This is a genomic window from Streptomyces sp. NPDC060064, assembly GCF_042736455.1.
Taxonomy (GTDB): Bacteria; Actinomycetota; Actinomycetes; order Streptomycetales; family Streptomycetaceae; genus Streptomyces.
In genome coordinates this window covers 1-24,043 of sequence record NZ_JBHWWF010000063.1, presented here as the reverse complement: position 1 = coordinate 24,043, position 24,043 = coordinate 1, and the positions used below count along the sequence as shown (strand labels likewise).

Genomic DNA, 24,043 nt, shown 5'->3' with positions numbered 1-24,043 from the left:
TTGGTCGTGGCCTGCGTATTTTTTTAAACAGCCCCTGGTCCTGTTAAAAAAAAATGTTGGCTTTCGGGGTCACGGGGTGTGGGGCCCCCCTCTTGAGCGTCGCCCCTCACCCGTACTCATATCCGCCTGGTGTCAGCCTCGCTGCCGGGACGGGCGGCGCAGGAGTCCCGCCCACCGGTCCAGGCGCCAGCGGCGCATGCCCCACCGGTCGGTGAGCGTCGCCCAGCGGGCCGAGACAGCCCACATCACCCGAATGGCGGAACGGGGCGCGAGCAGCGCCCGCAGCCGCGTCCCCCGGCTCGCCGCGTCGGCCAGCCCGGCCCGGATCAGCTCGGCGTCATCGGCCAGCCCCGTACCGGGCCGGGGCTCAGGGGCGTACAGCACTTGCTCCACCGCGCCGGCCACCCGGTGCACCGCGTCCGCCGCTTCGTCCTCCAGCTGTCCCAGCCGGACGATGCGCGCAGCCGCCTTGCGTTGTGTCTGCGAGTCGTCGGGCGGGATGCCGTGGTCCCAGGCCGTATCGGTGATCTCCTGCCAGGCCGCCAGCGTCCGGGCCGCGGCATCCGCGGGCGTGCGCCCACCGGAGCCGAGCCGTCGCGCACGCACCCGCATCCGCCAGAGCATCGGCAGCAGCGGCAGCACCACCACCGCCAGTACGGCAAGACTCACGCCCAGCACTGTCCCCAGCGGGATCCCGGGGTCGGCGGGCGGCAGGATGTCCTGCGGCGCGGCCGCTCCGCACTCGCCGAGCCGCTTCGCCTGCGCCGTGCATTTGTCCGAGGCGGAAGGCGCCACGGAGGGCGTCGGCGAACTGCTGGCGCCGGGCTGCGTCGGGGTGGACGGCTTACCGGACGGCAACTGCGCCCGCGTGTACTCGGGCGCGGAGCCCCGGCTCGGAGTCGGCTCGAACCGCGTCCACCCCACACCCTCGAAGTACAGCTCGGGCCAGGCATGCGCCTCTTTCAGACCGACCGACATGGTGCCGTCCGATCGCGGGGAGCCCGGAGTGAAGCCCACCGCGACCCGTGCCGGTATGCCCAGCGTCCTGGCCATCGCGGCCATCGAGAACGAGAAGTGGACGCAGAACCCCTTCTTCTGCCTCAGGAAGCGGGTGATCGCGGAGACACCCGTACCCGACTGGACCTCGGTGTCGTAGGTGAAGCCGCCGTCCACGGCGAACCAGTCCTGCAGCTTGACGGCCCGCTCGTAGTCGTTCGTGGCACCCTTCGTCACCTTCTGCGCCGTCTTCCCGACCTCGGCGGGCAGCACATCGGGCACCTTGGTGTACTCGCGCAGCAGCGCCGTCGGCGACGCGGGCGCCTTGGCCAGCTGATCCGGTCTCGGGTTCACCAGAAGGCTGGTGACCGAGTACTGCGCACCTTGGGTGTTCTGACCACGGTCGCCGACCAGGGTCCGCCCGGTGGGCTCGTACCGCCAGCGGCCGTCGATCCGCACCTTCGTCGCCGGGTACGGGAGCGGCAGCCAGCTCTGCTTGTACGATCCGGCGGCCGATATGTTCGTCCTGATCTCGGTGGCGCTGACCGACGGACTCAGCCCGTCCGGCCGGGGCAGCTCGTCCGGTACGTCCTTGACCTTGCGCTCGGAGGACTTCCACGCCGTGCCGTCGAACTGGTCCAGCGCGACGATCCGCAGATACAGGTCCTGCGTGTTCGTCGCGTTGGTGCGGTACCGGATGACCTCGCGGTCCTCGGGCTGGTTGAGGCTGCTCTGCAGCGAGACCAGCGGGTTCACCGCGGAGATGGTGCCGCCGCCCGCGCCTGCTCCGTCCCCGCTGTCAGCGCTGCCCAGCAGCCCGCCGTCCAGCGCCGGCAGCGCCGCCGGGACCACCAGCGCCACGCCCAGCGCGAGCGCGCCGATACGCCGACCGGTACGGACCGGTGCCAGCGGATTGCCGCCCGCCGAGTCGAATCCGACCGCGGTACGCCCCTGTGCCGAAGCGGCGCCGCCGAAGACCCGGCCCCACTGGGAGAGCCGGTCCCGGCCCTCGGCCAGCAGAAGCACCAGATATCCGGTGGCCGCGAGCAGGAACCAGAGCCAGTTCGCGCCGCCGCCGGAGAGCCCCGCGGCCACCGAGTAGAGCGCCAGCAGGGGTAGCCCGGCCGGGGCCGCACTGCGGAACGTCACCGCGAGGGCATCCACCGCGAGGCCGATCACCAGCACGCCGCCGATCACCATCAGCCTGATGCCGTCGGTCGCCGGCGCCGGGATCGCGTACCGCCCGACGTCCTCGGCGCCCGCGTTCAGCAACTGGCCGAACTGCTCGATCGCCTCGGGCCCCGGCAACAGCCCAAGGATCGCCTGGCCCCGGGCGAAGACCACGGTGAGCAGCAGCAGCGTGACGAGCGCCTGTACCGCCACCGTCAGCGGCCTGGCCAGCGGCACCCGCCGGGCGAGCGCGCCCACCCCGCTCTGGATCGCCAGCAGGAACGCCGCCTGCAGCATCCAGGAGGCCGGTTCGACCAGCGGCAGCATCGCGCCAGCCGCCATCAGCGTGGCGGCGAAGGCGCAGAGTGCCAGCCGTCCGCGACCGCTCATGACCAACCCCCAGAGAAACCGTCCGTACTGCCACCGGGAGACGCGATGCGCTGCCGGCCCGCCTGCTGCCACAGCTCGGACAGCGTCATCCCGGGCGACACGGCGAGCGCCGTCCAGCCCGCCTCGCGCAGCTGCGTCAACCGCTCGTCGACCGCCCCGGCGACCGCGCCGCTCGTCACCCAGGTCCCGCTGTCCAGCACGAACGCGACGGCCGCGCCGCTGCGCTGCCGCATCCTGGCCGCGACCGCCGCCTGCTCCTCGTCCAGATCGCCGAAGAAGGCGACCAGCAGCCCTTCGTTCCCGCCGCGCAGGACGTCGTACGAGCGCGAGAGCCCCGCCCCGTCGGAGTGGTCGACGACCGCGAGGGTGTCCATCATCAGACCCGCGGAGTCCGCGGACTCCTGGGTCGATCCGGCGAAGCCGTCGGCGCCCTCACCGGGCACCGAGTTCCCCGTGTCCGTCAACAGCCGGACCGCGAAGCCCCGTTCCAGCATGTGCACCAGCGCGGATGCCGCGCCCGAGACCGCCCACTCGAAGGCGGAGTCGGGACCCGCACCCTGGTAGGCGAGCCGCCGGGTGTCGAGCAGCACCGTGCATCTGGCGCGCTGCGGCTGCTCCTCGCGGCGCACCATCAGCTCGCCGTAGCGCGCGGTGGAGCGCCAGTGCACCCGGCGAAGATCGTCGCCGTAGCGGTAGTTGCGCGGAATGATGTCGTCGTCGCCCGCCAGCGCCAGCGAGCGCTGCCGCCCGTCGCCGTACCCCGAGGCCTCGCCCGCCAGCTTCACCGGAGGCAGCGTCTCGGTGTGCGGAATGACGGTGAGGGTGTCGTACGCGCTGAACGAGCGGGTCAGCTCGCACATCCCGAACGGGTCGCTCAGCCGCAGCTGCAGCGGCCCGAGCGGATAGCGCCCGCGCAGATCCGAGCGCACCCGGTACGACACCTCGCGCCGCCCGCCCGCCTCCACCCGGTCCAGGACGAACCGGGGCCGTGGCCCCAGCACGTAGGGCACATGGTCCTGGAGCATCAGCAGCCCGGTGGGCAGCCGCGAGACATTGTCCATCCGCAGATGCACCCGCGCCTCGGAACCGGCGGGCACCCGCGAGGGCGAAAGACGCCGGCTGCCCGCGACCCGGTAGCGCGTGCGGTACAACACGGCCACACAGACCAGCGGCAGCACGGCGAGCAGCAGTCCGACCCGCAACAGGTCGCCCTGCCCCAGGACGTACGCGCACACCGCTGCCGCCACTCCCGCCGCGAGGAAGGAACGACCGCGCGTGGTCAGCCCGCCCAGGGCCGCCCGCACCCCGCCCGTGTCGTTGCCTTCCGCGGCGGCGGGCGCCCCGGCCGACATCACAACCGCCGGGCGCCGGGCTGCTGGCCGTAGAGCGGCGACTGAACCGGCCGGCCCGGCACATAGGCGCTCTCCGAGCCCCCGGCCGTGGGCACGGGGATGCGCTGCATGATCTCCAGCACGACCTGCTCGGCCGTACGGCGGTTCAACTGCGCCTGCGCGGTGGGCAGCAGCCGGTGCGCCAGCACCTGTACCGCCAGCGACTGGACGTCGTCCGGCAGGGCGTAGTCACGGCCGCTGAGCGCGGCCGTGGCCTTCGCGGCGCGCAGCAGATGCAGGGTGGCGCGCGGCGACGCTCCGAGTCTGAGATCCGGGTGGTTACGGGTGGCCGCCACCAGCTCCACGGCGTACCGCCGCACGGAATCGGCGACATGGACCGTACGCACCGCGTCGATGAGCTTCACGATGTCGTGGGCGTGCGCCACCGGCTGCAGATCGTCCAGCGGCGAGACGCCGCCGTGCACATCCAGCATCTGCAGCTCGGCGTCCGCGCTGGGATAGCCGATCGACACCCGCGCCATGAAGCGGTCGCGCTGCGCCTCCGGCAGCGGGTAGGTGCCCTCCATCTCCACCGGGTTCTGGGTGGCCACCACCATGAAGGGGCTGGGCAGTTCGTACGTGTGTCCGTCGATGGTGACCTGGCGCTCCTCCATCGACTCCAGCAGCGCCGACTGGGTCTTCGGCGAAGCGCGGTTGATCTCGTCGCCGATCACGATCTGGGCGAAGATCGCGCCGGGCTTGAACTCGAAGTCCCGCCGTTGCTGGTCGAAGATCGACACACCGGTGATGTCCGACGGCAGCAGATCCGGTGTGAACTGGATACGCCGCACCGAACAGTCGATGGATCTCGCCAGCGCCTTGGCCAGCATTGTCTTGCCCACGCCCGGCACATCTTCGATGAGCAGATGCCCCTCGGCGAGCAGCACGGTCAGCGAAAGCCGTACGACCTCAGGCTTGCCCTCGATCACACCCTCCACCGACCTGCGGACACGCTCCGCTGTGGTGGTCAGATCTGTGAGGCTCGCTCGATCGTCATAGGTCGTCACCCGGCCCTCCTCGGCCCGTTCTACGGGCCGGTTGCTCTTCGGACGGCCCGGCCCACCCCAAAACACGGACACCTTCTCCGGATGGTTCCGGAAGGGTGCCACACACGCATTCTTGTTGCCGTTACCGCGTCGTGTCACTCGCCTGTGGATAAGTGGGTGGGATATGCCGAGTTTGCTGTGGTTTCTCCGGTGTCCTACTGGTCACACTGCGGGGTCGATCTCCCGCAACAGACCCTCCGTCACATCGAAGACGAAGCCGCGCACGTCGTCGGTGTGCGGCAGGAACGGCGAGGTGCGCACCCGCTGCATCGACTGCCGTACGTCCTGATCGACGTCCCGGAACGCCTCGACCGCCCAGGCCGGCCGCTGCCCGACCTCGTCCTCCAGCTCGTGCCGGAAGTCCTCGGTGATCGTCTCCAGACCACAGTTGGTGTGGTGGATGAGTATGACGCTGCGCGTGCCGAGCGCCCGCTGGCTGATGGTCAGCGACCGGATCACATCGTCCGTGACCACGCCGCCCGCATTGCGGATCGTGTGGCAGTCGCCCAGCTCCAGACCGAGCGCGTCGTGCAGGTCGAGCCGGGCGTCCATGCAGGCGACCACGGCCACTCGCAGCACGGGACGGGCGTCCATCCCGGGGTCCTGGAAGCCGGCGGCGTAGCGCAGGTTCGCCTCGACAAGACGATCGGTGACCGTGCCGCTGGAACGCGCTGCGTCGGCGGAGTGGTGCGCAGAAGTCGACATGAGGACGACGGTAATGCGCACAGGCAGTCGAAGCCTGCTGTGAGAGGGGACAAAGAACAACAATGAGGCTTGTTGTGAGGTAACCCACAGGTGTCATGCGACCGCGTCCGTACGGGTGAAGTGTCCGCGTCCGTGAACCCGTCCTCACCCGCCCGCGCCACGCGCCCGCCGGTTGATTGACCGGAAAGATGTGTGGACTAAAGTGACGCGAAGTTCACGGACACATCCTGCACATCCTGCAAGTTTGACGTTTTCCCCGCGTGTGCGGCGTATGTACGACCCTTCTGAGCGGGCGGGGACCCGGCAGTACGCACGCCCGCGCAGGACCTGAGAGGGCGCATGAGCCAGACCCGACACGTCCCGGTAATGCTCCAGCGGTGCTTGGACCTGTTGGCCCCGGCGCTGGACCGGCCGGGCGCGGTCGTCGTCGACTGCACCCTCGGCCTCGGCGGACACAGCGAGGCCCTGCTCACGCAGTTCCCCGAGGTGCACCTTGTCGCGCTCGACCGCGACAAGGAGGCGCTGCGGCTGTCGGGTGAGCGGCTCGCGCCGTTCGGTGACCGGGCCACCCTGGTGCACGCCGTCTACGACGAGCTCCCCGAGGTCCTTGAGCGTCTGAAGATCCGGAAGGTCGAGGGCATCCTCTTCGATCTCGGCGTCTCCTCCATGCAGCTCGACGAGGCGGACCGCGGATTCGCCTATGCCCAGGACGCCCCCCTCGACATGCGCATGGACCAGACGACCGGGATGAGCGCCGCCGAGGTCCTCAACACCTACCCGCCGGGCGAGCTGGTGCGGATCCTGCGCTCGTACGGCGAGGAGAAGCAGGCCAAGCGGATCGTCTCGGCGGTCGTACGGGAACGGGAGAAGGAGCCCTTCTCGAACAGCGCACGGCTCGTCGAGCTGATCCGCGACGCGCTGCCGCAGGCCGCCAAGCGCACCGGAGGCAACCCCGCCAAACGCACCTTCCAGGCTCTGCGTATCGAGGTCAACGGCGAACTGACCGTTCTGGAGCGCGCCATCCCCGCCGCGGTGCAAGCGCTCGCGGTCGGCGGCCGGATCGCCGTGCTCTCGTACCACTCGCTGGAGGACCGGCTGGTCAAGCAGGTCTTCGCGGCGGGTGCGGCCAACACGGCACCTCCCGGACTGCCCGTCGTACCCGAGCAGTACCAGCCGCGGCTCAAGCTGCTGACCCGCGGCGCGGAGCTCCCGACGGAGGCAGAGGTCGCCGAGAACCGCCGCGCGGCACCCGCGCGGTTCAGGGGAGCGCAGCGCATCCGGGAGGACGTGTGAGCTCAGCGGCCAAGCAGCTGAAGGGGCGGGCCGCGCGGCTCGCGCGGCTGATGCCGTCGGGGCCGAGCACCGCCGCCCGTACCCCCTTCGTCCTGCTGGTCGTGCTCCTCCTCAGCGGCGGGCTGATCACGCTGCTCCTGCTGAACTCCGCCCTCAACGAGGGCTCGTTCAAGCTGAGCGAGCTCAAGAGGCAGACCACCGAGCTCACCGACGAGGAGCAGGCGCTGCAGCGGGACGTGGACAACCACTCCGCCCCGGACGCGCTCGAGCGGCGGGCCCGCGAGCTCGGCATGGTGCCCGGCGGCAGTCCCGCCTTCCTGAACCCCGACGGCACGGTCCGCGGGGTGCCCCGAGAGGCCTCGGGGCAGCCCCGACCGGACCCGACTCCGATGGAGATCCAGGAACCGGCGCCGCCGCCCCCGGCCCCTCCAGCGCCGTCCGTCTCCGTCTCCGCCTCCCGCTCGGACCAGGCTCCCGCCACGCAGCCCTCCGCGTCGGCCCCGCCGGCCAGGCAGGCGCAGCAGTCCGCGCCCGCGCCCGCCGCGCCCGTGCCCCCCGAACCGGCCGCCAAGCCCGCGCTCGCCACGCCAGCGCCCGTCGCGCCCCCCAAACCGGCCGCCAAGCCCGCGCCCGCCAACGCGGCCAAGCCGTCGCAGGAACCCGCGAAGCCGCCCCCGACGACCCCCGGCAGGTGACGCAGTGCCCCTCAAGGAACCACCGCGCCGCCGAGTCCCGGGCCCCGCCCGGCGGCCGTCCGTACGTCCTGCGGCCCGCCGGCGGCAGCGCCCGGCGCCCCGCCCGATCCGGCTCGGCAGCCCCCGCCCCCGGCTGCGGCTGGTCAGCCTCGGCCTGACGCTCGTCATGCTGGCCTTCGTCGTCCGGCTGCTCCAGGTGCAGGCCGTCGACGCCGGCGCGTACGCCGCCAAGGCGGAGAAGAATCGCTACCTCAGCCATAAGCTCACCGCGGAGCGCGGCGAGATCACCGACCGGGCCGGCATCGCCCTGGCCACCAGCGTCGACGCGTACGACATCACCGCCGACCCGAAGCTGTTCACGCCCGAGGAGAGCAACGCTCCCAACGCTCCGGAACAGGCGGCCGCACTGCTCGCCCCGATCCTCGGCAAGGACGTCGCCGAGCTGGCGAAGAAGCTCAGGACGCCCAAATCCCGGTACACCGTGCTGGCCCGCCGCCAGACCCCCCAGGTCTGGAACCAGATCAAGGACCTCAAGGGCGTCTTCGCCGAGAAGGCCAGGGCCGACAAGTCCAAGGGAGGCCCCGGTGCCAATGTGCTGAGCGGCGTCTTCCAGGAGCCGAGCAGCAAACGCGTCTACCCGAACGGCGATCTCGCCGCCGGGATACTGGGCTACGTCACCGGTGACGGCAAGGGAGGCGGCGGCGTCGAGTCGATGCTCGAGAAGGTCCTCGCCGGCCAGGACGGACAGATCACCTACGCCCAGTCCGGCGGCCGGCGGGTGCCCACCGCGGGCTCCCGCGAGGTCCCCGCGGTCCCCGGCTCCGACATCGAGCTGACCATCGACCGCGACATCCAGTGGGCCGCCCAGCAGGCCATCGCCGACCAGGTGAAGAAGTCCAGGGCCGACCGCGGCTACGTGATAGTGCAGAACACCCAGACCGGCGAGGTCCTCGCCATGGCCAACGCGCCGGGCTTCGACCCCAACGATCTCACCCAGGCCAATTCGGCGGCCATGGGCAACGCCGCGCTCCAGGACGCCTACGAACCCGGCTCCACCGCCAAGGTGATGTCGATGGCCGCCGTCCTCGAGGAGAAGGCCGCCACGCCCGGCACCCATGTCGTCGTCCCCAACCGGCTGCACCGCGGCGACCGGCTCTTCAAGGACGACATCGACCACCCCACCTGGAACCTCACGCTCAACGGCGTACTGGCCAAGTCCAGCAACATCGGAACGATCCTGGCTACCGGCCAGCTCGGCAAGACCCAGCCCGCAGCGAATCAGGTGCTCTACACCTATCTGCGGAAATTCGGCCTGGGCAGCCCGAGCGGGATCGGCTACCCGGGCGAGACGCCCGGCATCCTCGCCAAGCCGCAGAAGTGGTCCACCTCGCAGCAGTACACGATCCCTTTCGGCCAGGGCCTCTCGCTCAACGCCATGCAGGCGGCCTCCGTCTATTCGACGATCGCCAACGGCGGCGTACGCGTCGAGCCCACCCTGATCCGCGGCACCAAGGGGCCCGACGGGCGCTTCACCCCGGCCACCGCCCCCAAGAAGACCCGGGTGGTCAGCGAGCAGACCGCCAGGACGCTGGCCACCATGCTGGAATCGGTCGTCGGTGACGAGGAAGGCACCGGCACCAAGGGCCGTATCCCCGGCTACCGCGTCGCGGGCAAGACCGGAACGGCCAACCGTGTCGACCCGGAACTGGGCCGCTACAAGGGCTACACCGCCTCCTTCGCCGGCTTCGCGCCCGCCGACAAACCGCGGATCACCGTCTACTGCGCCATCCAGAACCCCACCAAGGGCAGCTACTTCGGCGGCCAGATCTGCGGGCCGATCTACCGGAAGGTCATGGAGTTCGCCCTCAAGACCCTCCAGGTCGCACCGACCGGCAGCGATCCCGCCCGGCTGCCCGTCACCTTCCAACCCGGCGAGTGACCCGGAGGAACAACCAGTGACAACCATCACCTCCGATTCCGGGAACCATCCGGAGAACCGCGCCGCAGCAGCCACCTCACTTCGCCCCGGGCCGGGTGCGCCCGGTACGCTCACCGCCGTGTCACACGCTGATCAGTACCGAACCACCGAGCCGGACGCCCCCGCGAAACACCCGGGAGCGCCCCGACCGGACCGGCCCCGCCCGACACCCCTGGGGGAGCTGGCCGCCCGGCTGGGTGTGAAGAGCCCTGGCGCCGTTGAGGTCACCGGCATCACCCACGACTCCCGGGCGGTACGCCCCGGTGACGTGTACGCCGCCCTGCCCGGCGCCCGCCTCCACGGCGCCGACTTCGTGGCGCAGGCCGCGGACCTCGGGGCGGCCGCGATCCTCACCGACCCGACCGGCGCCGAGCGCGCCGCCGAGACCGGCCTGCCGGTCCTGGTCACCGAGAACCCGCGCGGCCGCATGGGCGAACTCGCCGCCGAGATCTACGGCCGTCCCGGCGAGGACCTGCTCCAGATCGGCATCACCGGCACCTCCGGCAAGACCACCACGGCGTACCTCGTCGAGGGCGGGCTGAAGGCGGCGGGCCGCTCCACCGGCCTGATCGGCACGGTCGAGATGCGGATCGGCGAGGAGCGCATCAAGTCCGAGCGCACCACCCCCGAAGCCACCGACCTCCAGGCTCTGTTCGCCGTCATGCGCGAGCGCGGCGTCGATTCGGTCGCCATGGAGGTCTCCAGCCACGCCCTCGTGCTCGGCCGGGTCGACGGCTGCGTCTTCGACGTCGCAGTCTTCAACAACCTCAGCCCGGAGCACATGGAATTCCACTCCGACATGGAGGACTACTTCCAGGCGAAGGCGCAGCTCTTCACGCCGAAGCGGAGCAGGCTCTCAGTCGTCAACTTCGATGACGAGTACGGCCGCAGGCTGCTCAAGGAGGCGTCCGTCCCGGTCACCACCTTCTCCGCCGAGGGCCACCCGGACGCCGACTGGCGGGCCGAGAGCGTTGAAATCAGCGCCGTCGGATCGACTTTCACCGCGGTCGGCCCCAAGGGCGAGCGCGTACGCGCCGAGGCCCCGCTGCCCGGACCGTTCAACGTCGCCAACACCCTGGCGGCGGTCGTCACCCTCGCCGTCGCCGGCCTCGACCCGCAGACCGCCGCCGACGGCATCGCCGCCGTCCCCGGCGTACCGGGCCGCCTCGAGCGCGTCGACGTGGGCCAGCCGTACCTCGCCGTCGTCGACTACGCCCACAAGACGGACGCCGTCGAATCGGTCCTGCGGTCCCTGCGCAAGGTCACCGAGGGCAAGGTGCACATCGTGCTCGGCTGCGGCGGCGACCGCGACCAGACCAAGCGCGGCCCGATGGGCGCCGCCGCCGCACGCCTCGCCGACACCGCCGTACTGACCTCCGACAACCCCCGGTCCGAGGACCCGCTCGCGATCCTCGCCGCCATGCTCGCGGGCGCCGCCGAGGTGCCGATCCACGAGCGCGGCGACGTCCTGGTCGAGGCCGACCGCGCCGCGGCCATCGCCGCGGCCGTGGCCCGCGCGCAGCCCGGTGACACCGTGCTGATCGCCGGCAAGGGCCATGAACAGGGTCAGGACATCGCCGGAGTGGTCCGCCCCTTCGACGACCGTCAGGTACTTCGCGCAGCCATCCAGAACAGTCAGGGGTGACCCAGTGATCGCCCTTCCTCTCGCCGAGATCGCCGAAATCGTCGGCGGGCAGTCGTACGACATACCGGATCCGGCCGTACGGATCAGCGGTCCCGTCGTGATCGACTCCCGCGCGGTTCAGCCCGGCAGTCTCTTCGCCGCCTTCGCCGGCGAACATGTCGACGGCCACGACTACGCACGGAGCGCCGTGGCGGCTGGTGCGGTGGCCGTGCTGGCCACCCGCCCCGTCGGGGTACCCGCGATCGTCGTGCCGGACGTCACCGCCGCGCTCGGTGCCCTCGCGCGCACCGTCGTCGAACGCCTCGGCACCATCACGGTCGCGCTCACCGGCTCGGCCGGCAAGACCAGTACCAAGGACCTGATCGCCCAACTCCTGGAGCGCAAAGGCCCCACGGTCTACCCGGCAGGCAATCTGAACAACGAGATCGGCCTGCCCCTGACCGCGTTGCGGGCCGGCGAGGACACCGAGCACCTCGTCCTCGAAATGGGCGCCCGCTACATCGGCGACATCCGCTACCTCACCGGCCTGGTCCCGCCGAAGGTCGGTCTCGTACTGAACGTCGGCACCGCCCACATCGGAGAGTTCGGCGGCCGCGAGCAGATCGCCGAGGCCAAGGGGGAGATCGTCGAGTGCCTGCCCCCGGCGGCAGCGGGCGGCATCGCCGTACTCAATGCCGACGACCCTCTCGTACGCGCCATGTCCTCCCGTACCAAGGCCCGCGTGGTCCTGTTCGGAGAGGCCCAGGACGCCGACGTACGTGCCGAAAATGTCCGGCTCACAGCGAACGGACAGCCCGCTTTCAGGCTCCACACACCCTCCGGGTGCAGCGACGTGACCATGCGGCTGTACGGTGAGCACCACGTGTCGAACGCGCTCGCCGCGGCCGCCGTCGCCCATGAGCTGGGCATGTCCGTCGACGAGATCGCCCGCGCGCTCTCCGAGGCGGGCTCCCTCTCCCGCTGGCGCATGGAGGTCACCGAGCGTCCGGACGGCGTGACGATCGTCAATGACGCCTACAACGCGAACCCCGAGTCCATGAGAGCGGCGCTGCGTGCGCTGGCGGCCATGGGCCAGGGGCGGCGGACCTGGGCGGTGCTCGGCCATATGGCCGAGCTCGGCGACGAAGCGCTCGCCGAGCACGACGCTGTCGGACGGCTCGCCGTCCGACTCAACGTCAGCAAGCTCGTCGCAGTCGGGGGCAGGGAAGCGTCCTGGCTGCAACTGGGCGCATATAACGAGGGTTCGTGGGGTGAGGAGTCGGTGCACGTGTCCGACGCGCAGGCGGCGGTCGACCTGTTGCGCAGTGAGCTGCGTCCGGGAGACGTCGTGCTGGTGAAGGCTTCCAGGTCGGTCGGGCTCGAGCGGGTCGCCCAGGCACTGCTCGAGAACACCACCGAGGGTGAGGTCGCCGGCCGATGAGGCAGATCCTCTTCGCGGGAGCCATCGGGCTCTTCCTGACCCTGGTCGGTACCCCGCTGCTGATCAAACTCCTGGCCCGCAAGGGATACGGGCAGTTCATCCGGGACGACGGCCCGCGCAGCCACGGCAGCAAGAAGGGCACGCCCACCATGGGCGGTATCTCCTTCATCCTGGCCACGCTCATCGCGTACGCCCTCGCCAAGGTGATCACCGGCGAGGACCCGACGTTCTCGGGTGTGCTGGTGCTCTTCCTGATGGCGGGCATGGGCCTGGTCGGCTTCCTGGACGACTACATCAAGATCGTCAAGCAGCGCTCACTCGGTCTGCGGGCCAAGGCGAAGATGGCCGGACAGCTGATCGTCGGCATCGCCTTCGCCGTGCTGTCACTGCAGTTCGCCGACAGCCGCCACCAGACCCCCGCCTCCACCAAGCTGTCCTTCATCACGGACTTCGGCTGGTCGATCGGCCCGGTGATCTTCGTCGTCTGGGCGCTGTTCATGATTCTCGCGATGTCCAACGGCGTGAACCTGACGGACGGTCTGGACGGCCTGGCCACCGGCGCGTCGGTGATGGTCTTCGGCGCTTACACCTTCATCGGGCTCTGGCAGTTCCAGGAGTCCTGCGCCAACGCGGTGACGCTGACCAACCCCAACGCCTGCTTCGAAGTACGGGACCCGCTCGATCTCGCGGTCGTCGCCTCCGCCCTGATGGGCTCCTGCTTCGGCTTCCTGTGGTGGAACACCTCGCCCGCCAAGATCTTCATGGGTGACACGGGGTCGCTCGCACTCGGCGGCGCGCTCGCGGGTCTGGCGATCTGCTCCCGTACGGAGCTCCTGCTGGCCCTTCTCGGCGGACTGTTCGTCCTGATCACCATGTCCGTGGTCATCCAGGTCGGTTCCTTCAAGATGACCGGCAAGCGCGTCTTCCGGATGGCTCCGCTCCAGCACCACTTCGAACTCAAGGGGTGGTCCGAGGTCCTTGTCGTGGTCCGCTTCTGGATTATCCAGGGCATGTGCGTGATCGTGGGTCTTGGGCTCTTCTACGCGGGCTGGGCGGCCGACAAGTGAGTGCGCAGGACTGGCAGGGCAAGCGGGTCACGGTCGCGGGACTCGGTGTCTCCGGGATCCCGGCCGCCCGCGTGCTGCACGGCCTCGGCGCCGTCGTCACGGTCGTCAACGACGGCGACGACGAGCGCTCCCGTACGCAGGCCGCCGAGCTGGAGGCGGAGGGAATCACCGTGCGCCTCGGCGACGGCGCGACGCTGCCCGCCGGCACCGAACTCATCGTCACCGCGCCCGGCTGGAAGCCGGACAAGCCGCTCTTCCTGGCCGCCGCCGAGGCGGGCATCGAGGTCTGGGGCGACGTCGAACTGGCCTGGCGGCTGCGCGGGCGGGACGGCAGAAAAGCAGCGCCGTGGCTCACGGTCACCGGCACCAACGGCAAGACCACGACGGTACGGATGCTGGCCTCGATCCTTCAGGCCGCGGGCCTGCGCACGGCGGCCGTCGGCAACATCGGCGTCTCGCTGCTGGACGCGGTCCTCGGCGACGAGACGTACGACGTACTCGCCGTCGAGCTCTCCAGCTACCAGCTGCACTGGGCGCCCTCGCTGCGCGCCCACTCCGCGGCCGTGCTCAACCTGGCGCCGGACCACCTCGACTGGCACGGCTCCATGGAGGCGTACGCCGCCGACAAGGGCCGTATCTACGCAGGCAACACGGTCGCCTGTGTCTACAACGCCGCCGACAAGGCCACCGAGGACCTGGTGCGCGAGGCCGACGTGGAGGAGGGCTGCCGGGCCATCGGCTTCACCCTCGGTACGCCGGGGCCCTCCCAACTCGGAGTCGTCGAGGGCCTCCTGGTCGACCGCGCCTTCGTCGACAACCGGCAGAAGCAGGCCCAGGAGCTCGCCGAGGTCGCGGATGTCAATCCGCCGGCCCCGCACAACATCGCCAACGCCCTCGCGGCTGCCGCGCTGGCCCGCGCCTTCGGCGTCGCGCCCGCCGCCGTACGCGACGGACTGCGCAACTTCCGCCCCGACCCCCACCGCATCGAGCTTGTCGCCGACGTCGCCGGCGTCTCGTACATCGACGACTCCAAGGCCACCAACACGCATGCCGCGGAGGCGTCTCTGGCCGCCTATGACCCGATCGTGTGGATCGCGGGCGGTCTGGCCAAGGGGGCGAGCTTCGACGAACTCGTCGAGAAGTCGGCAAAGCGACTGCGCGCTGTCGTTCTGATCGGCGCGGACCGAGCCCTCATCCGTGAAGCCCTCGCGCGACACGCCCCCGAGGTCCCGGTCGTCGACCTCGACCGGACAGACACTGGGGCGATGTCGGCGGTGGTCCAGGAAGCAGCACGACTCGCCCGGCCGGGGGACACGGTTCTGCTGGCCCCGGCCTGCGCCTCGATGGACATGTTCGCCAACTACAACAAGCGAGGCGAGGCGTTCGCGGACGCGGTCCGCGCACTCGCCGCCGAGCGCGCCTGAGCCCGACCCCTGCGCCGTGCCGTCCACCGGGGCCGGCCCGGGCCCGCGGCAGCCGCGCCAGGCACGACTGGAGGGGACAGCGACCATGCCGGCCGATGACACCGCCGCCGCGCGGAGCGCGGCCCGCCCGAAGCAGCGCACGGCTGAAATTCAGCCCCGCCGGCGTTTCAGGCTCGGAGTCCGGGGCGGAGCCCCGATCGGGCTCGGGCCTGCCTTGCTGCCCGCGGCCGTCCCCGCGGGCCCGGCGCCGGCCCATGCCGGACTCGCGCTGCGCAGCCGAGCCGCCGGGGGCGCCGTCCGCCGTCCGCCCGTCGGCCGTGGCGGAGGCCGCGGGCCCGGCGCGTCGCGCCCGCCGCGGAGCAGGCGGCCACGGCGGCTGTACGACCAGGCGCGCCGGGCCTGGGACCGGCCGCTGACGGCGTACTACCTGGTCCTCGGCAGCAGTCTCCTGATCACCGTGCTCGGTCTGGTCATGGTCTACTCCGCCTCGATGATCAAGGCGCTCGAGCTCTCGCTCCCGGCCTCGTACTTCTTCCGCAAGCAGTTCATCGCCGCCGTACTCGGCACCTGTCTGCTGCTGGTCGCCTCACGGATGCCGGTCAAGCTCCACCGGGCACTGTCCTACCCGCTCCTGATGGGCACCGTCTTTCTGATGGCGCTCGTCCAGATCCCCGGGATAGGGCATGCGGTCAACGGCAACCAGAACTGGATCTATCTGGGCGGCCCGTTCCAGCTCCAGCCCAGTGAGTTCGGCAAGCTGGCGCTGATCCTCTGGGGCGCCGATCTGCTCGCCCGCAAGCAGGACAAGCGGCTGCTTACCCAGTGGAAGCACATGCTGGTGCCGCTCGTCCCGGTCGCCTTCCTGCTGCTCGGCCTGATCATGCTCGGCGGCGACATGGGTACGGCGATCATCCTCACGGCGATCCTCTTCGGTCTGCTGTGGCTGGCCGGAGCCCCGACCCGGCTCTTCGCGGGTGTGCTGGGCATCGCCGGATTCGTCGGCTTCGTGCTGATCAAGACCAACGAGAACCGCATGTCACGGCTCTCCTGCATCGGCGCCATCGACCTCGGCCCCCAAGGCGAGTGCTGGCAGGCCGTGCACGGCATCTATGCTCTAGCCTCCGGCGGATGGTTCGGTTCCGGCCTCGGTGCAAGTGTGGAAAAATGGGGTCAACTCCCCGAACCGCACACCGATTTCATCTTCGCCATCGCCGGGGAGGAACTGGGCCTGGCGGGGACGCTGTCAGTGCTCGCCCTCTTCGCGGCTCTAGGCTATGCGGGTATCCGCGTGGCCGGACGCACGGAGGACCCCTTCGTGAGGTACGCAGCGGGAGGTGTGACCACCTGGATCACGGCCCAGGCCGTGGTCAATATCGGTGCGGTGCTCGGTCTGCTGCCGATCGCCGGTGTCCCGCTCCCGCTGTTCTCCTACGGAGGGTCGGCCCTGCTGCCGACCATGTTCGCAGTAGGGCTGCTGATCGCCTTCGCGCGAGAGGATCCCGCCGCGAAGGCGGCCCTGGCCATGCGGCGGCCCGGGGTGAGATGGAAGACGATGAGACGGCGCGTCAAGAAGCGTCCGTCCGGAGAGCGGTGAATTTCGGTGCATGTCGTACTCGCCGGTGGGGGGACCGCCGGCCACATCGAGCCGGCGCTCGCCCTCGCGGACGCCCTGCGCAGGCAGGACCCGACCGTGGGAATCACGGCCCTGGGCACGGAGAAGGGGCTCGAGACCAGGCTCGTACCCGAGCGGGGTTACGAGCTGGCGCTCATCCCCGCCGTTCCGCTGCCGCGCAAGCCCACCCCTGAGCTGATCACCGTCCCCGGACGGCTGCGCGGCACCATCAAGGCCGCCGAGCAGATCCTGGAGCGTACGAAGGCGGACTGCGTCGTCGGCTTCGGCGGCTATGTCGCGCTGCCCGGCTATCTGGCCGCCAAGCGGCTCGGTGTGCCGATCGTCGTGCACGAGGCCAACGCCCGTCCGGGCCTGGCCAACAAGATCGGTTCGCGGTACGCGGCCGGGGTCGCCGTTGCCACGCCGGACAGCAAGCTGCGCAACTCCCGCTACATCGGCATCCCGCTGCGCCACACCATCGCCACCCTCGACCGCGCCCGGGTGCGCCCCGAGGCACGTGCCGCCTTCGGTCTCGACCCCAACCTGCCGACGCTGCTGGTCTCCGGCGGCTCGCAGGGTGCCCGCCGCCTCAACGAGGTGATCCAGCAGATCGCTCCGGTGCTGCAGCGCTCCGGTATCCAGATCCTGCACGCGGTCGGTCCGAAGAACGAACTGCCGCATGTGGACAACATGCCCGGTATGCCGCCCTACATCCCGGTACCGTACGTGGACCGGATGGATCTCGCGTACGCAGCGGCCGACATGATGCTCTGCCGCGCGGGCGCGATGACCGTCGCCGAACTCTCCGCCGTCGGGCTGCCCGCCGCATACGTACCGCTGCCGATCGGCAACGGCGAACAGCGGCTGAACGCTCAACCGGTGGTGAAGGCCGGCGGCGGACTGCTGGTCGACGACGCCGAACTGACCCCCGAGTGGGTCCAGGGCAACGTCCTTCCGGTGCTCGCCGATCCGCACCGGCTGTACGAGATGTCCCGTGCGGCCGCCGAGTTCGGCCGCAGGGATGCCGACGACCTGCTCGTCGGCATGGTGTACGAGGCGATCGCTGCACACCGCAGGGCGTGAGAAGGGCAGGGGAGCGTGGCCGGACCGACCACCGCTGAACGCGGGGCAGGCAAGTCCCCCGGCGGGTACGCGGGGTCGGCCCGCCCGCGCGGCCAGGGCTCTCCTGGCCGCCGGCTGCGCATCCCCGGCCGCCGTTTCCTGCTGGTCGTCGCTGCCTCGGTGCTGGTCGCCGCGGCCGGAATCTGGGTGCTCTACGGCTCCGACTGGCTGCGCGTGGAGAGCGTGACGACCACCGGAACCGAGGTTCTGACGCCGGAGGAGGTGCTGGCCGCGGCGGCGGTTCCGGTCGGAGCGCCACTGATTTCCGTCGATACGGACGCCATTGAGACCCGGCTGCGGCATAAGCTGCCCCGTATCGACTCGGTTGATGTCGTCCGGTCATGGCCCGACGGGATCGGTCTGAATGTGGCCGAGCGAAAGCCAGTCCTGCTTATCGAAAAGGGCGCAAAGTTCATCGAAGTGGACGCGAAGGGCGTCCGGTTCGCCACGGTGGACAAGGCTCCCAAGGCTGTTCCGCGACTGGAATTGACCGTGGAACAGTCCCCGAGTCTGCGGCGCTTCGGCATGGACCGGCTCCTTGCGGAGGCGGTACGGGTCAGGGGTGAACTCCCCGGTGAAGTCGCGGCGGACACCAGAGTTGTGACAGTGCGCTCATACGACTACATCTCCCTGGAGTTGAGCCGGGACCGTACGGTGGTCTGGGGCAGCGCCGAGGAGGGGGAGGCCAAGGCGCGCGCACTCACCGCACTGATGAAAGCCGCGCCGAAGGCCCGGTACTTCGATGTGAGTGCTCCCACCGCCCCTGCCACGGCGGGGAGTTGACGCACATTTGCGCTGGCCAGCACCCTGGTTGGTCATCGCTATGGGTGATCACATAGGGTGAAAAGAAAAACGGGAGGTTCGGCGTGTTCGTTGAACGTGCGCCACTTGTCGACTTAGTGTCCTGTTCGGAGAGTCCAAGAAGCAGACACACTGGTAACCCTAAACTTCAGCGTTAGGGTTTGGGTCGGCGTTCGGACCGTCCCATCGGCATCCGTCGTCGCGCCGCGACAATCGCGAAGCGACGACACGTAACTCGAGGCGAGAGGCCTTCGACGTGGCAGCACCGCAGAACTACCTCGCAGTCATCAAGGTCATCGGTGTCGGCGGCGGTGGTGTCAATGCCATCAACCGAATGATCGAGGTCGGTCTCAAGGGCGTCGAGTTCATCGCCATCAACACTGATGCGCAAGCACTGTTGATGAGCGACGCCGACGTCAAGCTCGACGTCGGCCGCGAACTCACCCGAGGCCTCGGCGCCGGAGCGAATCCGGCAGTCGGTCGTAAGGCGGCAGAGGATCACCGCGAGGAGATCGAGGAGGTCCTCAAGGGGGCCGACATGGTCTTCGTCACCGCCGGCGAAGGCGGCGGCACCGGCACCGGCGGCGCACCCGTCGTCGCCAATATTGCGCGCACGCTCGGCGCCCTGACGATCGGTGTGGTCACCCGGCCGTTCACCTTCGAGGGCCGCCGTCGCGCCAACCAGGCGGAGGACGGAATCGCCGAACTCCGCGAAGAGGTCGACACCCTCATCGTCATCCCCAACGACCGGCTGCTGTCCATCTCGGACCGACAGGTCAGCGTGCTGGACGCGTTCAAGTCCGCGGACCAGGTACTGCTCTCCGGTGTCCAGGGGATCACCGACCTGATCACCACGCCCGGTCTGATCAACCTCGACTTCGCCGACGTCAAGTCCGTGATGTCCGAGGCCGGATCCGCGCTCATGGGCATCGGCTCGGCCCGCGGCGACGACCGCGCGGTGGCCGCGGCCGAGATGGCGATCTCCTCGCCACTGCTCGAGGCGTCCATCGACGGCGCCCGAGGTGTGCTGCTCTCCATTTCCGGTGGCTCGGACCTCGGTCTCTTCGAGATCAACGAGGCCGCCCAGCTGGTGAGCGAAGCCGCGCACCCCGAGGCCAACATCATCTTCGGCGCGGTCATCGATGACGCTCTCGGCGACGAGGTACGGGTCACGGTCATCGCGGCCGGCTTCGACGGCGGACAGCCGCCGACCCGCAGGGACAGGGACAACGTCCTCGGTGCCGGTGCGGGCAAGCGCGAGGAGCCGGCGGCCTCGTCCCGTGGCACGGAGACCCAGCGTGCGGCCGGCGGACTCGGCACCGTACCGGCGCGCGAAGAGCCCCTGGCTCCGGCCGAGCCCGCTCCCGTGGCGAACGACCTGAACTCCGGGCCCGCGCAGGTTCCGCCGGCCCGCCCGTACCAGGACAGCCAGGCCGAAGAGCTGGACGTTCCGGACTTCTTGAAGTGACAGTGCGGCACGACGCGATACACGCGAGCGGCGCGCACTTCGCCTTCACCGAGAGGTGGGGCGGGGTGAGCGCCGTTCCGTACGACGAGCTCAACCTCGGCGGCGCGGTCGGCGACGACCCCGCGGCCGTACTGACCAACCGCAAGATCGCGGCGAAGTCGTTCGATCTCGACCCGGACCGGGTCGTCTGGATGAACCAGGTGCACGGCAGGGACGTCGCCGAGGTGGACGGGCCATGGGCCGCCGGGCCGACTCCGCCGGTGGACGGTCTGGTCACCGCGCGGCGCGGGCTCGCCCTCGCCGTACTGACCGCCGACTGCACCCCCGTACTGCTGGCCGACCCGGTCGCGGGTGTCGTGGCCGCCGCGCACGCGGGCCGTCCCGGGATGGTCGCGGGCATCGTGCCCGCCGCCGTCGAGGCGATGAAGACGCTGGGCGCGGAGCCGGCCCGCATCATCGCCCGTACCGGACCCGCCGTCTGCGGACGCTGCTACGAAGTTCCCGAGCAGATGCGGGCCGAAGTGGCCGCGGTCGAGCCGGCCGCCTGGTCCGAGACCAGCTGGGGCACCCCGGCCGTCGATGTCACCGCCGGAGTCCATGCCCAGCTCGAAGCGCTCGGCGTGGGGGACCGGCAGGCTTCGCCGGTCTGCACAATGGAATCGGGTGACCACTACTCGTACCGTCGCGACCGCACCACCGGGCGGCTCGCCGGATACGTCTGGCTGGACGGACAGGGATGACGGACAGGGATGACGGACAGGAATGACGGACGGCAATGACGGACCGTAAGAGCGAACTCGCCAGGGGGCTGGCGATGGTGGAGGAACGTATCGCCTCAGCCTGCGCGGCCGCCGGCCGTAAGCGGGAGGAGGTGACCCTCATCGTGGTCACCAAGACCTACCCCGCGAGCGATGTGCGGCTCCTGCATGAACTCGGCGTGCGCCATGTCGCCGAGAACCGTGACCAGGAGGCGGCCCCCAAGGCTGCGGCCTGCTCGGATCTGGACCTCATCTGGCACTTCGTCGGACAGTTGCAGACAAATAAGGTCCGTTCTGTGGCGGGATATGCCGATGTGGTGCAGTCCGTCGACCGTCTCAAGCTCGTCTCGTCGCTCTCTGCCGCTGCTGTACGAGCGGAGCGTGAGATCGGCTGTCTGATCCAGATCGCGCTCGACGCGGAATCGGGCGAGCGCGGGGAGCGGGGCGGCGTCGCGCCCGACGGAATCGAGGAGTTGGCCGCCGCGGTGGCCGAATCACCAGGGCTGCGGCTCGACGGACTGATGACCGTCGCGCCGCTCGCCGGACCGTACGCGGGACGGCAACAGGCGGCGTTCGAGCGGCTGGTGGAATTCTCATCCAGCCTGCGCGCCGGGCATCCGGCTGCGAACATGGTGTCAGCAGGGATGAGTGCGGACCTTGAAGAAGCCGTGGCAGCCGGAGCGACACATGTACGCGTCGGCACTGCGGTACTCGGAGTCCGACCCCGGCTCGGGTAGCGTCGCTAAGCAAGTCGGACCACAGCAGAAAATATGGTCATTCCCGCCACACAGCGGGCGGGCCGAGTGGATCGCGGGCACTTGGTCACGATGCCGATCCGATCCACCACAGAGCGGAGGACTCAGAGAATGGCCGGCGCGATGCGCAAGATGGCGGTCTACCTCGGCCTCGTGGAGGACGATGGCTACGACGGCCGGGGTTTCGATCCCGACGACGATTTCGAACCCGAGCCGGAGCCCGAGCGGGATCACCGGCGGCACCAGCCCCCGCACCAGGTGGAGCGGGAAGAGCCGGTGAGGATGGTGCAGCCCCCCGCGCAGCGCGAGCCGGTTCCGCTTCCCGCTGAAAGCGGACGTCCGGCACGAATCGCCCCCGTGGCATCCATCACACCTGAACGTCCGAGTCTGGAGAAGAACTCACCGGTGATCATGCCCAAGGTTGTGTCCGAGCGGGAGCCCTACCGCATCACCACGCTGCACCCGCGGACCTACAACGAGGCCCGTACCATCGGGGAACACTTCCGCGAGGGCACCCCGGTGATCATGAACCTCACGGAGATGGACGACACAGACGCGAAGCGACTTGTCGACTTTGCCGCGGGACTGGTATTCGGTTTGCATGGCAGCATTGAGCGGGTGACGCAGAAGGTGTTCCTGTTGTCGCCTGCTAACGTCGATGTCACGGCGGAGGACAAGGCCCGCATCGCAGAGGGCGGGTTCTTCAACCAGAGCTGAGAGACACGACACCGGAACGACCCGGCCGCAGGGCCGGATTATTGAGAGCCAGGGGAGAGGGAAGCGCGGGATGGGCGTCGCACTACAGGTGGTCTACATCGCGCTGATGTGCTTCCTCATTGTGCTTATTTTCCGGCTGGTCATGGACTACGTCTTCCAGTTCGCCCGCTCATGGCAACCCGGCAAGGCGATGGTGGTCGTTCTGGAGGCCACCTACACTGTCACCGATCCACCGCTCAAGCTCTTGCGGCGGTTCATTCCGCCGCTGCGTCTCGGGGGCGTGGCACTCGACCTGTCCTTCTTCGTTCTGATGATCATCGTCTACATCCTGATCAGCATCGTGAACAACTTTGCGAGCAGCGTGTGAACGATACGGTCTTGCCGACTGCCGACGACTACGTAGAGGTGAAGAAGAGATGCCGCTGAGCCCCGAGGACGTGCGGAACAAGCAGTTCACGACCGTCCGCCTCCGAGAAGGCTATGACGAGGACGAGGTTGATGCCTTCCTCGACGAGGTCGAGTCCGAGCTGACCCGCCTGCTCCGTGAGAACGAGGACCTGCGCGCCAAGCTGGCCGCAGCGACCCGTGCGGCGGCGCAGAACCAGCAGCAGCAGGGCATGCGCAAGCCGCCGGAGCCGCAGGACGGCCGTGGACCGGGTGCGCCGGTGCCCGCCGCCATATCCGGACCGCCGGTCCAGCAGCAGCCCCCGCAGATGGGTCCGCCCCAGCTGCCCGGTGGTGCCCCGCAGCTGCCCGCCGGCCCCAGCCACGGTGGCCCGCAGGGTCCTGGCGGCCCGATGGGCCCCGGCCCGATGCAGGGCGGTCCCATGGGTGGCCCGATGGGCGGCCCGATGGGCGGTCACGGCCCGCAGATGCCGCAGCAGGGCCCCGGCGGCGACAGCGCCGCGCGCGTGCTCTCGCTCGCGCAGCAGACCGCCGACCAGGCGATCGCGGAGGCCCGTTCCGAGGCCAACAAGATCGTCGGCGAGGCGCGCAGCCGCGCCGAGGGTCTGGAGCGCGACGCCCGTGCCAAGGCCGATGCGCTGGAGCGGGACGCTCAGGAGAAGCACCGCGTCGCGATGGGCTCGCTGGAGTCCGCGCGTGCCACGCTGGAGCGCAAGGTCGAGGACCTGCGAGGCTTCGAGCGCGAGTACCGGACCCGGCTGAAGTCCTACCTGGAGAGCCAGCTGCGTCAGCTGGAGACCCAGGCGGACGACTCGCTGGCCCCGCCGCGGACTCCCGCGACCGCGTCGCTGCCGCCGTCCCCGTCGATGGCTCCGGCCGGTGCGGGTGCGATGGGTCACACCATGGGCGGCAACCCGTCGATGGGTCAGTCCATGGGACAGCCGATGGGTGGCAACCCGTCCATGGGCGGTGGCCCGTCCTACGGCGGCCAGCAGCAGATGTCGCCGGCGATGACCCAGCCGATGGCACCGGTGCGGCCGCAGGCGCCGCAGCCGATGCAGCAGGCGCCGTCGCCGATGCGCGGGTTCCTGATCGACGAGGACGACAACTGACGGCGGGTCGCGCGTATAGCGCGTAGCCGTCGGCAGGCTGAAGGGCCGGGCCCGGGACATGACGTCCCGGGCC

The 24,043-nt window shown here is 70.0% G+C and carries 20 protein-coding genes; 16 read left to right on the top strand and 4 right to left on the bottom strand.

What is annotated here, in order from left to right; translation table 11 throughout:
* Positions 1–132 precede the first annotated feature (132 nt).
* The 4 genes from ACFWDI_RS38715 to ACFWDI_RS38700 all read right to left on the bottom strand — a co-directional run bounded on the left by ACFWDI_RS38715 (position 133) and on the right by ACFWDI_RS38700 (position 5,698).
* On the bottom strand, positions 133–2,556 hold the full coding sequence (locus ACFWDI_RS38715) for a DUF3488 and DUF4129 domain-containing transglutaminase family protein (protein ID WP_385311549.1): 2,424 nt from the start codon (positions 2,554–2,556) through the stop codon (positions 133–135).
* Complete coding sequence (locus ACFWDI_RS38710) at positions 2,553–3,908, bottom strand: DUF58 domain-containing protein (protein WP_385311547.1); 1,356 nt, start codon at positions 3,906–3,908, stop codon at positions 2,553–2,555. The genes ACFWDI_RS38715 and ACFWDI_RS38710 overlap by 4 nt, the downstream gene beginning before the upstream one ends.
* On the bottom strand, positions 3,908–4,954 hold the full coding sequence (locus ACFWDI_RS38705) for an AAA family ATPase (protein ID WP_385311546.1): 1,047 nt from the start codon (positions 4,952–4,954) through the stop codon (positions 3,908–3,910). Before ACFWDI_RS38705 ends, ACFWDI_RS38710 begins: the two co-directional genes overlap by 1 nt.
* Positions 4,955–5,155: 201 nt before the next feature.
* The gene (locus ACFWDI_RS38700; RefSeq protein ID WP_385311544.1) at positions 5,156–5,698 is read right to left on the bottom strand and encodes a beta-class carbonic anhydrase; all 543 of its coding nucleotides are present in this window, start codon (positions 5,696–5,698) and stop codon (positions 5,156–5,158) included.
* A gap of 339 nt (positions 5,699–6,037) precedes the next feature.
* Here ACFWDI_RS38700 and rsmH point away from each other — a divergent pair, with 339 nt between their 5' ends.
* The 16 genes from rsmH (at position 6,038) to ACFWDI_RS38620 (ending at position 23,970) form a co-directional block, all read left to right on the top strand.
* Entirely contained in the window at positions 6,038–6,991 is a 954-nt protein-coding gene (gene rsmH, locus ACFWDI_RS38695; protein ID WP_385311542.1) for a 16S rRNA (cytosine(1402)-N(4))-methyltransferase RsmH, read from the top strand.
* Complete coding sequence (locus ACFWDI_RS38690; protein WP_385311540.1) at positions 6,988–7,686, top strand: septum formation initiator family protein; 699 nt, start codon at positions 6,988–6,990, stop codon at positions 7,684–7,686. Before rsmH ends, ACFWDI_RS38690 begins: the two co-directional genes overlap by 4 nt.
* 4 nt (positions 7,687–7,690) lie before the next feature.
* Positions 7,691–9,625, top strand: a complete 1,935-nt coding sequence (locus ACFWDI_RS38685; RefSeq protein ID WP_385311538.1) for a peptidoglycan D,D-transpeptidase FtsI family protein — start codon at positions 7,691–7,693, stop codon at positions 9,623–9,625.
* A gap of 16 nt (positions 9,626–9,641) precedes the next feature.
* Positions 9,642–11,309, top strand: coding sequence for a UDP-N-acetylmuramoyl-L-alanyl-D-glutamate--2,6-diaminopimelate ligase (locus tag ACFWDI_RS38680; protein ID WP_385311537.1), 1,668 nt, complete (start codon positions 9,642–9,644; stop codon positions 11,307–11,309).
* A 4-nt stretch (positions 11,310–11,313) separates the two neighbouring features.
* Complete coding sequence (gene murF, locus ACFWDI_RS38675) at positions 11,314–12,729, top strand: UDP-N-acetylmuramoyl-tripeptide--D-alanyl-D-alanine ligase (protein WP_385311535.1); 1,416 nt, start codon at positions 11,314–11,316, stop codon at positions 12,727–12,729.
* Positions 12,726–13,796, top strand: a complete 1,071-nt coding sequence (gene mraY / locus ACFWDI_RS38670) for a phospho-N-acetylmuramoyl-pentapeptide-transferase (protein WP_307664036.1) — start codon at positions 12,726–12,728, stop codon at positions 13,794–13,796. The genes murF and mraY overlap by 4 nt, the downstream gene beginning before the upstream one ends.
* Positions 13,793–15,220 (top strand): UDP-N-acetylmuramoyl-L-alanine--D-glutamate ligase, encoded by a 1,428-nt coding sequence (gene murD / locus ACFWDI_RS38665; protein ID WP_385311533.1) that lies wholly within the window; start codon positions 13,793–13,795, stop codon positions 15,218–15,220. Before mraY ends, murD begins: the two co-directional genes overlap by 4 nt.
* Before the next feature lie 85 nt (positions 15,221–15,305).
* Positions 15,306–16,814: a putative lipid II flippase FtsW gene (gene ftsW / locus ACFWDI_RS38660; RefSeq protein ID WP_385311531.1), complete on the top strand. Its 1,509-nt coding sequence runs from the start codon at positions 15,306–15,308 to the stop codon at positions 16,812–16,814.
* A 6-nt stretch (positions 16,815–16,820) separates the two neighbouring features.
* Positions 16,821–17,915 (top strand): undecaprenyldiphospho-muramoylpentapeptide beta-N-acetylglucosaminyltransferase, encoded by a 1,095-nt coding sequence (gene murG, locus ACFWDI_RS38655; RefSeq protein WP_327323022.1) that lies wholly within the window; start codon positions 16,821–16,823, stop codon positions 17,913–17,915.
* A gap of 15 nt (positions 17,916–17,930) precedes the next feature.
* Entirely contained in the window at positions 17,931–18,737 is an 807-nt protein-coding gene (locus ACFWDI_RS38650; RefSeq protein ID WP_385311529.1) for a cell division protein FtsQ/DivIB, read from the top strand.
* 274 nt (positions 18,738–19,011) lie between these two features.
* A complete protein-coding gene (gene ftsZ, locus ACFWDI_RS38645) occupies positions 19,012–20,223 on the top strand; it encodes a cell division protein FtsZ (RefSeq protein ID WP_385311527.1) in 1,212 nt (403 codons plus the stop codon).
* Positions 20,220–20,963 (top strand): peptidoglycan editing factor PgeF, encoded by a 744-nt coding sequence (pgeF, locus tag ACFWDI_RS38640; protein ID WP_385311525.1) that lies wholly within the window; start codon positions 20,220–20,222, stop codon positions 20,961–20,963. Before ftsZ ends, pgeF begins: the two co-directional genes overlap by 4 nt.
* Before the next feature lie 35 nt (positions 20,964–20,998).
* A complete protein-coding gene (locus tag ACFWDI_RS38635) occupies positions 20,999–21,718 on the top strand; it encodes a YggS family pyridoxal phosphate-dependent enzyme (protein WP_385311523.1) in 720 nt (239 codons plus the stop codon).
* Between the two features lie 129 nt (positions 21,719–21,847).
* Positions 21,848–22,453, top strand: a complete 606-nt coding sequence (locus ACFWDI_RS38630; protein ID WP_326649338.1) for a cell division protein SepF — start codon at positions 21,848–21,850, stop codon at positions 22,451–22,453.
* Between the two features lie 70 nt (positions 22,454–22,523).
* Entirely contained in the window at positions 22,524–22,820 is a 297-nt protein-coding gene (locus ACFWDI_RS38625; RefSeq protein WP_108148184.1) for a YggT family protein, read from the top strand.
* Positions 22,821–22,869: 49 nt separating this feature from the next.
* Positions 22,870–23,970 (top strand): DivIVA domain-containing protein, encoded by a 1,101-nt coding sequence (locus ACFWDI_RS38620; RefSeq protein WP_327323017.1) that lies wholly within the window; start codon positions 22,870–22,872, stop codon positions 23,968–23,970.
* Positions 23,971–24,043: the final 73 nt, after the last annotated feature.

Bases quoted from the DNA above. Each gene is read 5' to 3' on its own strand.
- ACFWDI_RS38620 (WP_327323017.1), top strand. From the start codon at position 22,870: ATGCCGCTGAGCCCCGAGGACGTGCGGAACAAGCAGTTCACGACCGTC.
- ACFWDI_RS38625 (WP_108148184.1), top strand. From the start codon at position 22,524: ATGGGCGTCGCACTACAGGTGGTCTACATCGCGCTGATGTGCTTCCTC.
- ACFWDI_RS38710 (WP_385311547.1), bottom strand. From the start codon at position 3,908: ATGTCGGCCGGGGCGCCCGCCGCCGCGGAAGGCAACGACACGGGCGGG.
- rsmH (WP_385311542.1), top strand. From the start codon at position 6,038: ATGAGCCAGACCCGACACGTCCCGGTAATGCTCCAGCGGTGCTTGGAC.
- ACFWDI_RS38630 (WP_326649338.1), top strand. From the start codon at position 21,848: ATGGCCGGCGCGATGCGCAAGATGGCGGTCTACCTCGGCCTCGTGGAG.
- ACFWDI_RS38635 (WP_385311523.1), top strand. From the start codon at position 20,999: ATGACGGACCGTAAGAGCGAACTCGCCAGGGGGCTGGCGATGGTGGAG.
- ACFWDI_RS38715 (WP_385311549.1), bottom strand. From the start codon at position 2,556: ATGAGCGGTCGCGGACGGCTGGCACTCTGCGCCTTCGCCGCCACGCTG.
- mraY (WP_307664036.1), top strand. From the start codon at position 12,726: ATGAGGCAGATCCTCTTCGCGGGAGCCATCGGGCTCTTCCTGACCCTG.
- ACFWDI_RS38700 (WP_385311544.1), bottom strand. From the start codon at position 5,698: ATGTCGACTTCTGCGCACCACTCCGCCGACGCAGCGCGTTCCAGCGGC.
- ftsW (WP_385311531.1), top strand. From the start codon at position 15,306: ATGCCGGCCGATGACACCGCCGCCGCGCGGAGCGCGGCCCGCCCGAAG.